14 protein-coding genes are annotated in these 14626 nt (G+C 64.7%); 10 read left to right on the forward strand and 4 right to left on the reverse strand.

The window, feature by feature from the left end; all coding sequences use genetic code 11:
* Positions 1-156 precede the first annotated feature (156 nt).
* From C725_RS11515 to C725_RS11530, 4 genes are read left to right on the forward strand one after another with little or no spacing between them, the layout of a single operon-like run.
* Entirely contained in the window at positions 157-1410 is a 1254-nt protein-coding gene (locus tag C725_RS11515; RefSeq protein ID WP_184460231.1) for a Glu/Leu/Phe/Val family dehydrogenase, read from the forward strand.
* A gap of 51 nt (positions 1411-1461) precedes the next feature.
* On the forward strand, positions 1462-2127 hold the full coding sequence (locus tag C725_RS15440) for a putative membrane protein (RefSeq protein ID WP_008603152.1): 666 nt from the start codon (positions 1462-1464) through the stop codon (positions 2125-2127).
* A 2-nt stretch (positions 2128-2129) separates the two neighbouring features.
* Positions 2130-2549: a hypothetical protein gene (locus tag C725_RS11525; RefSeq protein ID WP_008603153.1), complete on the forward strand. Its 420-nt coding sequence runs from the start codon at positions 2130-2132 to the stop codon at positions 2547-2549.
* Positions 2546-3163, forward strand: a complete 618-nt coding sequence (locus tag C725_RS11530) for a glutathione S-transferase family protein (RefSeq protein ID WP_008603155.1) — start codon at positions 2546-2548, stop codon at positions 3161-3163. The genes C725_RS11525 and C725_RS11530 overlap by 4 nt, the downstream gene beginning before the upstream one ends.
* 212 nt (positions 3164-3375) lie before the next feature.
* Here the strand turns inward: C725_RS11530 and C725_RS11535 are convergent, their stop codons facing one another.
* Positions 3376-3987: a DNA-3-methyladenine glycosylase family protein gene (locus tag C725_RS11535; protein WP_008603156.1), complete on the reverse strand. Its 612-nt coding sequence runs from the start codon at positions 3985-3987 to the stop codon at positions 3376-3378.
* A 94-nt stretch (positions 3988-4081) separates the two neighbouring features.
* Here C725_RS11535 and C725_RS11540 point away from each other — a divergent pair, with 94 nt between their 5' ends.
* From C725_RS11540 to C725_RS11550, 3 genes are all read left to right on the forward strand, one after another.
* The gene (locus C725_RS11540; protein ID WP_038283039.1) at positions 4082-4399 is read left to right on the forward strand and encodes a 2Fe-2S iron-sulfur cluster-binding protein; all 318 of its coding nucleotides are present in this window, start codon (positions 4082-4084) and stop codon (positions 4397-4399) included.
* Between the two features lie 105 nt (positions 4400-4504).
* Entirely contained in the window at positions 4505-5605 is a 1101-nt protein-coding gene (locus C725_RS11545; protein ID WP_008603160.1) for a sensor histidine kinase, read from the forward strand.
* Complete coding sequence (locus tag C725_RS11550; protein WP_008603163.1) at positions 5602-6405, forward strand: LytR/AlgR family response regulator transcription factor; 804 nt, start codon at positions 5602-5604, stop codon at positions 6403-6405. Before C725_RS11545 ends, C725_RS11550 begins: the two co-directional genes overlap by 4 nt.
* Positions 6406-6502: 97 nt before the next feature.
* Here the strand turns inward: C725_RS11550 and ubiG are convergent, their stop codons facing one another.
* A complete protein-coding gene (gene ubiG, locus C725_RS11555) occupies positions 6503-7231 on the reverse strand; it encodes a bifunctional 2-polyprenyl-6-hydroxyphenol methylase/3-demethylubiquinol 3-O-methyltransferase UbiG (protein WP_008603165.1) in 729 nt (242 codons plus the stop codon).
* Between the two features lie 205 nt (positions 7232-7436).
* Here ubiG and C725_RS11560 point away from each other — a divergent pair, with 205 nt between their 5' ends.
* Complete coding sequence (locus tag C725_RS11560; RefSeq protein WP_008603167.1) at positions 7437-7793, forward strand: DMT family protein; 357 nt, start codon at positions 7437-7439, stop codon at positions 7791-7793.
* A gap of 4 nt (positions 7794-7797) precedes the next feature.
* Here the strand turns inward: C725_RS11560 and C725_RS11565 are convergent, their stop codons facing one another.
* The gene (locus C725_RS11565) at positions 7798-9285 is read right to left on the reverse strand and encodes a glycine betaine ABC transporter substrate-binding protein (protein WP_008603171.1); all 1488 of its coding nucleotides are present in this window, start codon (positions 9283-9285) and stop codon (positions 7798-7800) included.
* Complete coding sequence (locus tag C725_RS11570) at positions 9282-9998, reverse strand: ABC transporter ATP-binding protein (RefSeq protein ID WP_008603173.1); 717 nt, start codon at positions 9996-9998, stop codon at positions 9282-9284. The genes C725_RS11565 and C725_RS11570 overlap by 4 nt, the downstream gene beginning before the upstream one ends.
* Before the next feature lie 151 nt (positions 9999-10149).
* Between C725_RS11570 and clpB the strand changes: the two genes are divergently transcribed.
* Together clpB and C725_RS11580 are read left to right on the forward strand one after the other, a co-directional pair.
* Positions 10150-12738, forward strand: a complete 2589-nt coding sequence (clpB, locus tag C725_RS11575; RefSeq protein WP_008603174.1) for an ATP-dependent chaperone ClpB — start codon at positions 10150-10152, stop codon at positions 12736-12738.
* A 104-nt stretch (positions 12739-12842) separates the two neighbouring features.
* Positions 12843-14618 (forward strand): sensor histidine kinase, encoded by a 1776-nt coding sequence (locus C725_RS11580; RefSeq protein WP_008603177.1) that lies wholly within the window; start codon positions 12843-12845, stop codon positions 14616-14618.
* The last annotated feature ends 8 nt before the right edge of the window (positions 14619-14626 follow it).

Below are 14626 nucleotides of genomic sequence, written 5' to 3' on the forward strand. Positions count from 1 at the left end.
CCGACTGAATGTCCGAGCCCTCATCAGCTCGTGTTCGGCCGTCAGAAGTCGCCGTACCGTGCCATAGGGCACCACGAACCCCCGCCGGGCCGGAACAGAAGCCTGCCGCCCGCCTTTTCCCTTCAAAGGAAAGAGAAAGGGTTTCCCTTGGGAAATATGTTGAGCGACGCGCGGCAGCGTATGTACCGCGCAGAAGATTATGTGAACGTCTCCGACGATCTTGTTCATTATCTCGATTATCCGGCCGAAACGCTGGCCGTTTCCATTCCGCTGCGATGCGATGACGGTTCGCTGAAGCAGTTGAAGGCGTGGCGCTGCCGCTACAACAGCGCGCTCGGGCCGACGAAGGGCGGCATTCGTTTCCACCCCAGCGTGTGCCTGGAGGAAGTGCAGACCCTCGCCTTCCTCATGACCATGAAATGCAGCCTGATGGGTCTGCCCTTTGGCGGCGCGAAGGGCGGCGTTCACGTGGACACCAAGGAACTGAGCGCCCTGGAGAAGGAACGGCTGACGCGCGGCTATGTCCGTGCCTTCGCCCGCCAGCTCGGCCCCGACCGGGACATCCCCGCACCGGACGTGGCCACGGGCGAACGGGAAATGGCATGGATGGTAAGCGAATATGCCGAGTTGTCCGGCGCGATTTCTCCCGCCGCCTTCACCGGCAAGCCGGTCGTGCTGGGCGGCGCGAAGGGACGGACGCAGGCGACGGGACGCGGGGCTCTTATCGCGCTGCAGCAGGTGCGCGGCAGTCTCGACCTGCCGGACGACGGCCTCGACATCGCCCTGCAGGGGTTCGGCAATGCCGGCTCCTGGTTCGCGCGGGCCGCGGTCAAGGCCGGACACCGCATCGTCGCCGCCTCCGATTCCCGCGGCATGGTCCGTCATGACGATGGGCTGGACATCGAGGCGATCGCGAACCTGAAGGCCAATGGCGGCAGTGTGACGGACCTTCGGCAGGACGGCGCGGAAACGGCTGCTGCGGATCAGCTGATCACGACCGACTGCGACGTCCTGGCGCTTGCCGCGCTGGGTGATGTGGTGACGGACGAAAATGCCGGCACGCTGGCCTGCAAGGCCATTCTGGAAATCGCCAATATGCCGGTCGCGCCCTCTGCCGACGAGCCGCTGCGCCAGGCGGGCATCGAGGTCGTGCCGGACATTCTTGCCAATGGCGGCGGCGTCGTCGTCAGCCACGCCGAATGGGTTCAGAACCGCCAGGGCCTCGGCTGGCCGGAGGACCGGGTGCACGATTATCTGGAAGACCGCATGAAGGCCGCCGCGAGCGAGGTGACGACGCTGATGCGGGAGCGCGATATCGACATGCGCACCGCCGCCTATGGCGCCGCGATGATCCGCCTGTGCAACGCCATCAGTTCGAAGGGTACGTCGGAGGATTTTCGAAACGGCTAGCGTTTTCCGCCGGGCTGACGCATCCCGGTTTTCCGTCTAGGAGCATGTCCCATGACCATCGATATCAATCTTCTACTCATCTACGCGCTGCCCGCGCTGATCGTCGGCATCATCCTGGGCGCCCTGATCTTCGGCAGCAGCGGCAAGCGCAAGAAGCTGGCGGCGGAACTGCATGAGCGCGAAACCGAACTGGGCGCCGCGCGGGAACGCAACGACGCGCTGGAACGTGAGCTTGCCATGGCCCGCGACCAGATCGCGCCCCTCGCCGACGAGGTGGACCGGCTGCGCGCCATGAAGACGCGGACCGCCGTTCCGGCGCCGCCCGCCGGCGAAGCGGAGGGGACCGTCAAGGCCAGCCCGGAGGCCAGCGCCGCAGCCGCGACGGCCACCCCGTCCGGCGAGCGCGGCATCGCCTATCAACCCACCGAAACGCTGCCGACCTTTCTGGAAACGCGGCCGGACAATCCCGATGACCTGTCCCTGCTGAAGGGCGTCGGGCCGAAGCTGGAAACACAGCTTCATGATATGGGCATCTGGTTCTTCGCCCAGATCGCCGACTGGAGCGATGCGGACCGCAAGACGGTCGATGCGAAGCTGGGCAATTTCAAGGGACGCATCGAGCGCGACCAGCTTCAGGAACAAGCCAAGCTGCTCGCGGCCGGCCGCGTGACCGAATATGAGGCGCGGTTCGGCAAGCTGGGCCGCCCGGGGGAATAGACGTGAGCGCACGTCCCGCCCGCCTGGCCGTGACCGCAGCAAGCACCGGCCTGCTGCTCGGCCTTGCCGCCTGCCAGCCGGAACAACCGCGCGAGGAACCGGAGGAGAAGGCCGAACCGGCGCCGAAGCCGACGCCAAGCGATCCCCGCCGTTTCATCGGCCGCTGGGCCCGTAGCGCCGACCAGTGCGAAACCGACTGGTGGCGGTTCTGGGCCGACGAGCTGCGCACGAAGACGGAGGGCATGCACTGCGATATCCTTCCCCCCGATGCCAGCTTTTCCGACACGGAACTGCGCACCGTCTGCCGCATGCCGGACGGGGGATTCCGGGAGACCTGGACGCTGAGCTATGGCGATGACGCGCAGACCATGACCATTCGCGGCGAGGAAGGCCAGGAGGTCGAACTGGTGAAATGCGAATGAAGCTGTACCACTGCCAGGGCGCGCGCTCCTTCCGCCCGCTCTGGGCACTGGAAGAACTGCAAATACCTTACGAACTCGAAATCATGCCCTTCCCGCCACGTTTCCGGCACGAAGGATATATGGACATCAACCCGCTCGGCACCGTTCCGACCCTCGTGGACGGCGATCAGGTGCTGACGGAGAGTGTCGCCATTTGCCATTATCTGGCGGACAGGACAGCAGATACGCCGCTCGCCGTCCGTGCGGAGGAAGCGGATTACGGCCGCTATCTGAACGCGCTTTACCAATCCGATGCGACGCTGACCTTTCCGCAGACTTTGTTCCTCCGCTACCGGGTCTTCGAGAAGGATCGCGGGCTCACCCAGGCGGGCGATGACTATGTGCAGTGGTTCTTCTCACGCCTGAAGGGCGCGGCCGCAATGCTGGGGGACCGGGAGTATGTCGCGGCCGACCGGTTCACCGTGGCGGACATCTGCGTCGGCTATGCCTTGAAACTTGCCGCACAGCTCGAGCTAGGAACATTTCCGCCGAACATCGCCGCCTATTGGGCGCGGTTGCAAGAGCGGGACGGCTACCGCCGCGCGCTCGTCAGGGAGAATTCCAAAGGGGGCTGAGCAGGTCTTGGGATGGGGGTGCGCACCGGCATTACCTCCCTCCCACATGCCGTCATCTCGGCGAAGGCCGCAATCCGCGCCATCTGTGTTCACATTCGAAGATGCTCGGTCACGAGGAGTGGATCCCCGGCCTTCGCCGGGATGACGGGTAAGAAGATGAAGGCCGTTCGAGGGGGACGAGCAACGAGACCCCTTGGAGCGCCCGCTCCTGGTCAGATCACGCCCGTATTGTAGCTGTGCCACATCAGGATGGCCGCCGCGCCGCGGTGCGGGCGCCAGGCTTCGGCGAGCGCGCGCGTCTGCCGTTCCGTCGGCCGACCCTCCAGCCCCATGATGCGCCCGGCCTCGATCTGCACGGCCAAATCGCCGGCCGGCCAGATGTCCGGTCTCCCTTCCGCGAACAGCAGATAGATTTCCGCCGACCAGCGCCCGATCCCCTTCACGTCGACGAGACGGGCGATTGCCTCCTCATCGTCCTCCGGCAGCGCGTCGAGGTCGAGGGTGCCGGCGGAGACATGCTCCGCCAGGCTGCGCGCATAAGCCGCCTTCTGGCGCGACAGGCCGGCGGCGCGCAGGTCGGCATCGCTTGCAGCCAGCATCACGGCGGGCACGTGCACGTCGCCGACGATGCCGGCCAGCTTGTCCCAGATACTGGCGGCCGCCTTCACGCTGACCTGCTGGCCGATGATGGTTCTGAGCAGCGTTTCATATCCGCGCGGGCGGACGCGCGGCTGCGGATACCCCGCGCGCTCGAGCGCCGCGGCGATCTTCGGCTCGGCCGCGCCAAGCGCCTCGAGCGAACGAGTGAGTGAATCTGCGTCCATGCGACGGGTCCTTCCGAACTCTCCTGTTTTGACAGGTGATGCACCACCGTTATTAGCGGCAAACGACGCAAGGCCCATCCCAGCGGAGACATACATGCCGAAGCTAAAAGTCATCACCCGAGAAGGCGACGAACGTACCGTGGAGGCCGAGAGCGGTCTTAGCGTCATGGAAAATATTCGCGACAACGGGTTCGACGAGCTTCTGGCGCTGTGCGGCGGCTGCCTGTCCTGCGCGACCTGCCATGTCCACGTCCAGGATGGCTGGATGGATGCCGTCGGCGCGCCCGGCGATGACGAGGACGACCTTCTGGAATCCTCCGATCACAAACAGCCGAACAGCCGGCTGAGCTGTCAGATCGAAATGACGGACGCGCTGGACGGCCTGGCCGTGCGCATCGCGCCGGAGGATTGAAAGAGTCCCGCACGCCGGCGCGCCTTCTGGCGGCGGGGCCGGCGAGGCTAGGCGGCCCCCGATGGTGATGGCGGCGTGCTCTCCAGCCTGCTAAGCCGCCCGGCAATGAAGCCGGAAAAAGTCAGACGCCCCGGATTTTTCGAGGACAAGAACCGTGCCTTCTGGCTGCTGCAATCCGGCGGCTGGGCCGGGTATTTCGTGCTGCGCACACTGGGCGGCCTCGCCAACTCCATGGGCCTCAGCTTCATCATCCCCAGCGCCATCGTAACGCTGACGGGATTTTCCATCACGCTGGTCATGTCCGCCGCCTTTCGCCGCATCATCCGTATGAAGCCGGCGCTGGTGTGGAGCCTGACGCTTCTTCTCCTCATCCCCTCCTCGGTGCTCTTCTCGGTGCTGGAGGTGTGGTCGCATTCGCGCTTCTACAATTCGGGTTACCAGCCGGAGGGGCTGCAGTTCTTCGGCGCCATCCTTCTCGACATCAGCGTGCTGGGTGCGTGGACGGGGCTCTACTACGGCATCAACTTCTATCTGCTGCTTTCCTCTCAGTCGGAGCGCATGTTGAAGGTGGCCGCGCAGGCGTCGGAGGCGAGCCTCGCCATGCTGCGCTATCAGGTGAACCCGCATTTCCTGTTCAACACGCTGAACAGCATCTCGACGCTGGTCCTCCTCAAGGAAAACGAGCGCGCGAACGCCATGCTTTCGCGGCTGTCCTCCTTCCTGCGCTACTCGCTGGCGGAGGAGCCCAGCTCCACCGTGACGCTGGCGCAGGAACTGGAAGCCCTCAAACTCTATTTCGATATTGAGCGCATGCGGTTCGAGGATCGTCTGCGGACGCGTTTCTCCATCGAAGACGAGGCCATGCAGGCAACCGTACCCTCCCTGATTTTGCAGCCGCTGGCAGAGAACGCCATCAAATATGCCGTCACTCCGCTGGAGGAAGGCGCGGAAATTGCCGTGACGGCGCGAGTGACCGGCGGACGGCTGACCGTATCCGTCTGCGATACCGGACCGGGCCTGAAGGCGGATCGTCCTGCTTTCGTCGATGGCGCAGGTGTTGGTCTCAGAAATATTCGTGATCGGCTGCAGCAGGCTTACGGCGAACAATCCCGGTTCGAACTCGCCGACGGACCGGGTGGCGGCGTGGTCGCGAAGATCGAAATACCCTATCTACCGCCATCGCCAGTTCAGGAGGCCGCGGCATGAGCATCAGGACCATCCTCGTCGACGACGAACGCCTCGCCATCAAGGGGCTGGAAATGCGTCTGGAGGCCTATTCCGACGTGGAGATCATCGACCGCTGCGCGAACGGGCGGGAGGCGATCAAGTCGATCAAGACCCACAAGCCCGATCTGGTTTTCCTCGACATCCAGATGCCGGGCTTCGACGGCTTTTCGGTCATCGGCGCGCTTGCAGACATCGATCCGCCGATGTTCGTCATGGTAACGGCGTATAACGAATATGCCGTAAAGGCGTTCGAGGCGCGGGCGATCGATTATCTGATGAAGCCGGTCGAGGAGGATCGGCTTGCCGACACCATGGCCCGCATTCGGCGCAGCCTCGCGGAACGCAGCGCTGCACGCGAAAAGCAGAAGCTGCAGGATCTGCTGGAGGAGGTCGCGCCGGAGGCCGCGGAGCAGTTCGCCGAACAGGCCAGCACGTCCAGCGACGACGAAAGCCGCTACGAGAAGCTGCTGAACATCAAGGATCGTGGCCAGATCTTCCGGGTCGATGTCGAAAATATCGAACGCATCGATGCGGCCGGCGACTACATGTGCATCTATACCGGCGACAACACGTTGATTTTGCGCGAAACCATGAAGGACCTGGAAAAGCGCCTGGACCCGCGCATCTTTCAGCGCGTGCACCGTTCGACCATCGTCAATCTGGATCAGGTGCGGGAGGTGAAGCCGCACACGAACGGCGAAAGTTTCCTCGTCCTCACCAGCGGCGCGCAGGTAAAGGTCAGCCGCTCCTATCGGGAGGTCATCGCCCGTTTTCTTTGAGTGGCGCGGCCGGCGAGCCGTACGTCTCTTACATCCGTAAGGATCATCCCGGCAGCGGTCTGGGCGAACGCTTGGCCGGCTCCTTCCCCCGCGCTCCTTATGCGCCGACCGCTGCGCCGATGAAGTTCACGCGCATGTCGTCCGAGAGGGCGAAGCCGCGGGCCGGATCATAGGCGATCCCCTGGCAGTCCGTCGCGGTCAGCCCCGCACCCGCCAGCGCGGCCTTCAATTCTTCCGGGGTCAAGAAACGATTCCAGTCATGCGTTCCGCGCGGCAGCAACCGCAATATCCATTCGGCACCGACGATCATGACGCCGTAGCTCATCGCGGTGCGGTTCGGGGTCGAGTAGATGAGGAGCCCGCCGGGCTTCAGCAGCTTTGCGAGGCTGGACAGGAAGGCTGGCACGTCGGCCACATGCTCCACCACCTCCATGCAGGTCACGAGATCGAAGCGACGCCCCTGCTGGACCAGATTCTCGGCCGTCGTAAGCTCATAGGCGATGGAGAGCCCCTGCCCGGCCGCATGGTCCCGCGCCACCTCGATACCGCCTTCGGCCGCATCGATGCCGGTCACAGTGCCGCCAAGGCGCGCCAGGCACTCTGTCAGGATGCCGCCGCCGCACCCGACATCGAGGACGTCGCGGTCAGAAAGCCAGTTCCGCCGTGTCGTATCGAGGCCGAAATGCGCGGCCGCCCGCTCCCGAATATAGGCGAGGCGGACGGGATTCACCTGATGCAGGAGGGCCGAGGAGCCCTTTCGATTCCACCACTCGGCAGCCATGTCGGAAAAAAGGGCTGCCTGCTGCGGGTCGACGGTCGTGCTCATGCCCATATCTTTCGCGTGCGGCGCAGCGGCTGGCAAGGGGCTGCGCGGGGGCGTTCCGCTTCACGCCGGCCGCGGCGACGGCGCCCGGGGGACGAAGCCGCGTTTCGCTGCCCCTGCCAGCCGCCTCTTGCCAGCCGCCGCGCAGCGCGCCTAGCCACGACGCGTGACTCGCGGCGCCGTCCGCGCCCCGTTCGGAGAAGACCAGATGCCTGCAAGCACGCTTCACTATTTGCCCATCGGACTTCTGCTTCTGTCGAACGTCTTCATGACGTTCGCCTGGTACGGCCATCTGCGGTACCCGTCCGCGCCGCTGTGGATCGTGGTCTTTGCCAGCTGGGGGCTCGCCCTGTTCGAATATTGGCTGGCCGTGCCCGCGAACCGCATCGGCCATCAGGTCTATGCCGCCGCGGAACTGAAGACGATGCAGGAGGTCATCACGCTGATCGTCTTCGCGCTGTTTTCCGTCTTTTACCTGGGCGAGAAGTTCACCCTGAGCTACGCCGCCGGTTTCGCACTCATCGCGGCCGGCGCCTGGTGCGTGTTCAAGGCGCCGTTCGGATAGGGCCTCACGGCGCGGCCTGCCGCAAGCGCAGGCCGCGCGGCGTGATCCAGCGTTCCGCCAGATCGAAGGCCGCCTGCATGACGAGCGCCAGCACGGCAGCTGGAATCGCCCCCTCCAGGATGAGCGGTGTGGAGGCGAGGCGGATGCCGGTCAGGATGGGCTGTCCGTAGCCCCCCGCGCCGATGATCGCGCCCAGCGTGGCGAGCCCGACCGCGATCACCGCCGCCGTCTTCACGCCCGCCATGATCGTCGGCGCGGCCAGGGGCAATTCGATGCGGCGCAGCCGCGCCGTGCGTGACAGGCCAAGGGCGTCCGCGCTGTCGAGCAGCGCCGGGGCGATGCCCGTCAGCCCGGCATGCGTGTTTCTGACGACGGGAAGCAGCGAATAGAGGAACAACGCCGCTATCGTGGGCACGGCGCCGATGCCGAGCAGCGGGATCAGGATGACGAACAGCGCCAGGCTGGGAATCGTCTGCAGCACGCCGACCGCCCCCAGTATTGCATTGCCGAAGCGAGGGAGGCGCGCCGCCGCGATCCCCAGCGGCAATGCGATAACAATGGCCGCCCCCAGCGCGATGCCGACAAGGGCCAGATGCTCCTTCGTGCGCTGCCAGACGCGGCCCGCACGACTGTCCGTCCGCCCGCTGGCCTCGACATCGACACCGAGAGCGAGCGAGACGATTTCCGCGGCAAGATCACCCTCCGCCGCGCCGGACTGTGCGCGGTCGTTGAGGTCCTGCATCCCGGCTTCGTCCAGCGTGCCGGCAAGCTCGCCCAACGCCGCCTTCGCCGGCTCGGGAAGGTCCGAACGATAGAGATAGACCGCATCATAGACCGGAAAATGATTCCGATCGTCCTCGAGAAGGACGAGGTCGTACTGGGCGATCTGCGCGTCGGTCGTATAGGCATCCACCGCGTCGACCTGTCCGCTGGCAAGCGCGCGGTAGCTGAGATCATGGATCATGCCGCGAACATCCGTCTGCGGCAGATCATAGGCCGCTGCCAAGGCTTGCCAGCCGTCTGCCCGGTCGAGGAACTCGTTCGACACGCCGAAACGCAGATTCGGATGCGCTCGCAGATCGCTCGTCGTTCGGAGGCCGAGACGCGTTGCCGTCTCGCGCGTGACCGCAACGGCGTAGGTGTTCGAGAAGCCGAGCGGCGCGGACATTTCCAGCCCGCGTGTCGCCAGCGCGGCCGGCAGGGCCGCATCGGTTTCCAACCCCTCGTCCGGCAGAATTTCATAGCGGATCGTGCCGGTATAGTCGGGATAGACGTCGATCTCTCCGGCGATCAGCGCATTCCACATGATGCGGGTGCCGCCCAGTTCGCGCTTGTGGGAGACCGCCTCGTCCGTGCGGGCGGTGATCGCCTCCTGCGCCATTTCCCCCAGAATGACGCTTTCGGTGAACAGCTTCGACCCGACGACGATCTGCGCGCGCGCGGGCATGGCCGCGACCAGAAGCGACAGGAGCGCGAACAGGGCCGTCCTCACAACATGCTCTCCGCCTCGATGAATTCGGTAACGAACGGGTCCTCCGGCGCCTCCTCGAACGCCGCATAGCTGCCGATCTGCACGACGCCGCCATTCCGCATCAGAACGAGCTGATCGGAGAAGTACCGCGCCTCCGACAAGCTGTGCGTGACCAGAACCGCCGTCGTGCCCAGCGTCTCGATGATCGTCTTCAGTTCCTGCGCCAGCTGCGCGCGGATGATGGGGTCGAGCGCGGACAGCGGTTCGTCAAGGAGCAGGACGTCGGGGCGCAGCATCAGCGCCCGCACGATGCCGACGCGCTGACGCTGTCCGCCCGACAGTTCGGCGGGATAACGGTCCAGCTGGTCCGCGGACAAATGCGTCAGCGATGCAAGCTCATCCGTGCGCGCCGCGATTTCGCCGGCATCCCGCCCCAGCTCGCGGCTCATCAGCGTGATGTTCTGGCGCGCCGTCAGGTGGGGAAAGAGGCCGCCGTCCTGAACCACATAGCCGATGCGGCGGCGCACCGCCCGCCAGTCCTCGACCGCCGCGCCGTCGAAACAGACCGCCCCTTCCGGCCGGACGAGCCCCGCCATCACACGCAGCAACGTCGTCTTCCCCGAACCGGACGGCCCGATCAGGACCAGGGTGCGGCCCGGCTCGACATTGAGCGAAACGGGTTTCACGGCGAGCGTATTGCCGTATCGGACGGAGATATTGCGAAGCGAGAACATATGCCGGAACGAGCCTGCCCGAACGCCGCAAATTTACAAGGCATCGCCCTTGTGTTGCCTATAAGCAACACTATCTGATCGAGGACACACAGTTGAACGGTTCGAAGATCCTGGCGTTTCTTCGGACAGCAGACAGGGGACGCTCACACCCATGAACATCGAGAAATTCTCCGACCGTGCGAAGGGCTTCCTGCAGGCCGCGCAGACGGCCGCCATTCGCGAAAGCCACCAGCGAGTCGAACCCGTGCATCTTCTGAAGGCGCTGCTCGACGATGAGCAGGGGATGGCGTCGGGCCTGATCGCGAAAACGGACGGCGACCCGCGTACGGCGGTGCAACTGACGGATCAGGCGCTGTCGAAGATCCCGAAGGTCTCGGGCTCCGGCGCGCAGGACGTGAACTGGAGCGCGGATGCCGCCCGCGTGCTGACGCAGGCGGAGGAGAGTGCGAAGAAGGCCGGCGACAGTTTCGTCACCGTTCAGCAGATGCTGCTGGCCCTCGCGCTGTCGCCGGGCGAAGCCGGAGCGGCGCTGAAGACTGCCGGGGTGACGCCGCAGGGCTTGAACGCCGCGATCCGTGAACTGACAGGTGGCCGTACCGCCGATACGGCGGGCGCGGAAAACCAGTATGACGCCCTGAAGAAATTCGCGCAGGACCTGACGGAGCGTGCGCGGGCGGGCAAAATCGACCCCATTATCGGCCGGGACGAGGAAATCCGCCGCACCATTCAGGTGCTGGCGCGGCGCACCAAGAACAACCCTGTGCTGATCGGCGATCCCGGCGTCGGCAAGACCGCCATTGCCGAGGGGCTCGCCCTGCGCATTGCGAACGGCGATGTTCCCGACGGCATCAAGAACCGCACGCTGATGTCGCTGGACATGGGGGCGCTGATCGCCGGCGCGAAATATCGCGGAGAGTTCGAGGAGCGCCTGAAGGGCGTGCTCGACGAGGTGAAGGCCGCCGAAGGAAACATCATCCTGTTCATCGACGAGATGCACGTCCTCGTCGGCGCGGGCAAGACGGACGGGGCAATGGATGCCTCAAACCTCATCAAACCCGCGCTCGCCCGCGGCGAACTGCACTGCATCGGTGCCACGACCCTGGACGAGTATCGCAAATATATCGAGAAGGACGCCGCGCTGGAGCGTCGCTTTCAGCCCGTTCTGGTCGGCGAGCCGTCGGTGGAGGATACCATTTCCATTCTGCGCGGCATCAAGGACAAGTACGAACTTCATCACGGCGTGCGGATCACGGACGGGGCGCTGGTCGCCGCCGCGCAGCTGTCGCATCGCTATATTTCCGACCGGTTCCTGCCCGACAAGGCCATCGACCTGATGGACGAGGCCGCGAGCCGCATCCGCATGGAGGTGGAATCGAAGCCGGAGGAGATCGAGACTCTCGACCGCCGCATCATCCAGCTGAAGATCGAGGAATCCGCACTCGAGCGCGAAACGGACGACGCATCCAAATCGCGCCTCGACAATGTTCGCAAGGAACTGGCGGACCTGGAGGAGCAAGCGGCCGCCCTGACACAGCGCTGGCAGGCGGAGCGTGACAAGATCAGCAGCGAACAGCAGGTGAAGGAGCAGCTGGACCAGGCGCGGATCGAACTGGAGCAGGCGCAGCGCGAAGGCAATCTGCAACGGGCCGGCGAACTGAGCTACGGCGTCATCCCGGATCTGGAGCGCCAGGTTCAGGCAGCCGCGCAGGCGTCGGAAGGCGCCATGCTGCGCGAGGAAGTGACGTCCGATGACATCGCCTCCGTCGTCGCGCGGTGGACCGGCATCCCCATGGAACGGATGATGGAGGGCGAGCGGGAAAAACTGCTGAGCATGGAAAGCGAGCTCGGGCGCCGCGTCATCGGGCAGGAGCAGGCCGTGGAGGTCGTGTCAAAGGCCGTGCGCCGCGCCCGCGCGGGGCTGAAGGATCCGAACCGGCCGCTGGGCAGCTTTCTGTTCCTGGGGCCGACCGGCGTCGGCAAGACCGAACTGACCAAGGCGCTGGCCGAATTTCTGTTCGACGATCCGAACGCGATGGTGCGCATCGACATGTCGGAATTCATGGAGAAGCATTCCGTCGCCCGCCTGATCGGCGCGCCGCCGGGCTATGTCGGCTATGACGAGGGCGGCGTCCTGACAGAGGCGGTGCGCCGCAAGCCCTATCAGGTCGTCCTGTTCGACGAAGTGGAAAAGGCCCACCCCGACGTCTTCAACGTCCTGCTACAGCTTCTCGACGATGGACGTCTGTCGGACAGCCATGGCCATACGGTCGACTTTTCGAATACCATCATCATCCTGACATCGAACCTCGGATCGCATTTCCTGAGCGAACTGCGTGCGGATCAGGACGTGTCGGAGGTTGAGGACGCGGTGATGGAGGTGGTGCGCGGCCATTTCCGGCCCGAGTTCCTGAACCGACTGGACGACATCATTCTGTTCCACCGCCTCGCCGAGGCGCATATGGGACCCATCGTCGATATCCAGCTTGGCAGAGTGGAGGCGCTGCTGCGGGACCGTAAGATCCGTCTCGACCTGACGCCAGCGGCACGCGCCTGGCTGGGCCGGGTGGGTTACGATCCCGTCTATGGCGCCCGCCCTCTGAAGCGGGCGATCCAACGCTACGTGCAGGATCCGCTGGCCGACCGTATTCTGTCAGGCGGCGTGCCGGATGGCGCATCGGTTCACATTGACGAAGGCGACAAGGAACTGAGCTTTACGGTCCATCCCGTCCCTGTCACTTAAATTTCTGGCGCGGGACGCCCCGCGCCATTAACCCTGATAGCGGCCGCAGAGACAATAATGGGGCGGCAGGGGGTCACGATGTTAAGGCAGCAGGCGACGTCCTGATGACATTCGAGCGCGCTCTTCGTGGTTTTGCAGGACGTGCGGTCGATACCGAAGGTCTTGAGGGACGTCGGCTGCTGGCACGACTATATTTGCGGCAGACGACCCTCAGTCTGCTGTTCGCCTTTCTCAGTTATATGGCGACGCTGATCCTGATCTACGGACGGTTTCCGTGGCGACTGGATGCGGTCTGGGCCGCCGTGACGGGCGCGCTGCTTCTTTACGGGGTCTATCGGCGGCGGCGCGGCGGCCGGCTGGCACTGACGGAAGTTTATGCCCGAATGCTCCTTCGCGGGGCGCCCTATCTGTGCGCCGCCATCGGCATATGCTGGGGGATCACCGCACTTGCCCTTCCCTATCTGGGAGAGGGGCGACAGGTCGCGCTGACCGTCGTAGCCTTTGCACTCGTCGTCGGCGCGACGTCCACGCTCAGCGCCGTGCCGAAGGCGGCCTTCGCCTTCATCATCCCGGTCAGTGTTCCGTTTCTGGTTGCCTACCTGACGGCGCCCACCTGGACGGGCGTCCTCCTCGGCATTCTCGGAATCATTTTCGTCCTGATCATGCTGGTCGGCCTTCGGCTCAACAGTACCGGGCTGCTCGCCGAGGTCGAAGCGCGCGATTCCGCCATAAGTGCACGCCGCGCGGCGGAGAACGCGCAGGCCGCCCTCGACGCCTCGCAAATGCGCTGGAGCGAATTCTCACGCTCCGCCGAGGCGTTCGCCCTGTTCGACCGCTCCGGGCGGCTGATGCTGTGGAACGAACCGTACAGGCGGCTTTTCCGCATTGAGAGTTCGGCCCTGTTCGTCGGAGCCCGACCAAAGGATTACCTGTCTGAGGACGAAACATGCGCGGAGATGCGCTTTCTGGAACGGCAGGAGCAGATTCCGCTCGATTTTCATGAAACGGTGCCGCGAGGCGGCCGATGGTACCGAACCACCATGGCCATGCTCTCCACGGGCGAGATCGCCATCACCCACATGGACGTGACCGAACTGAAGGAAAACGAAAAGAAGCTGATCGCCATGCGCGATGTTCTCGTCGCGCAGCGCAACAGGGCAGAGAGCGCGAACCAGGCGAAGTCGAACTTCCTTGCGAAAATGAGCCACGAACTGCGTACGCCCTTGAACGCCGTCATCGGGTTTGCCGAGCTGATCGTTCAGGACCATGATCGCGGCCGCGCCGATGCGAAACGCCATTCCGGCTATGCGCGGCTTATTTCCGATAGCGGCCGCCACCTCCTCGCCATCGTCGACGATCTTCTGGACCTGACACGGATCGAGACGGGCCAGCTGACGCTGCGGGAATCGGAGGTCGATCTTGGCGAGATGATGCGGAGCGCCCGGCTCCTCGTCGAGGGGCGCGGTCATGACCGGCGCATCGCATTCCGCGAGGCGTTCCCCGAGGTTCCCCTGATCGTCTGGGCCGACCGGCGCCTTCTCAGCCAGGCGATCATCAACCTGATGGAAAATTCGGTGAAGTTCTGCGGCGACGATCCCGTCATAGAACTGGCAGTCACAGGCGGCAACGGAACGGAGGGCGCCGAGCTGATCGTGCGCGACAACGGCATCGGCATTCCAGAGGGGCTGTTCGAGCAGGTGCAGGCGCCCTTCTTTCAGGTGGAAGACAGCGAAACGCGGCGCTATGGCGGCGTTGGCCTCGGCCTTGCCCTTGTCCGCGAATTCGCGGCCATGCACGGCGGCGGCCTGAAACTGTCCCGGCGCGAACCGGCAGGCCTGGAAGTCCGCCTGTGCCTGCCCCAGGAAAGGGTGGTTGGATAGGCCCGTCT

The organism is Pacificimonas flava, assembly GCF_000342165.1.
Lineage (GTDB): Bacteria > Pseudomonadota > Alphaproteobacteria > Sphingomonadales > Sphingomonadaceae > Pacificimonas > Pacificimonas flava.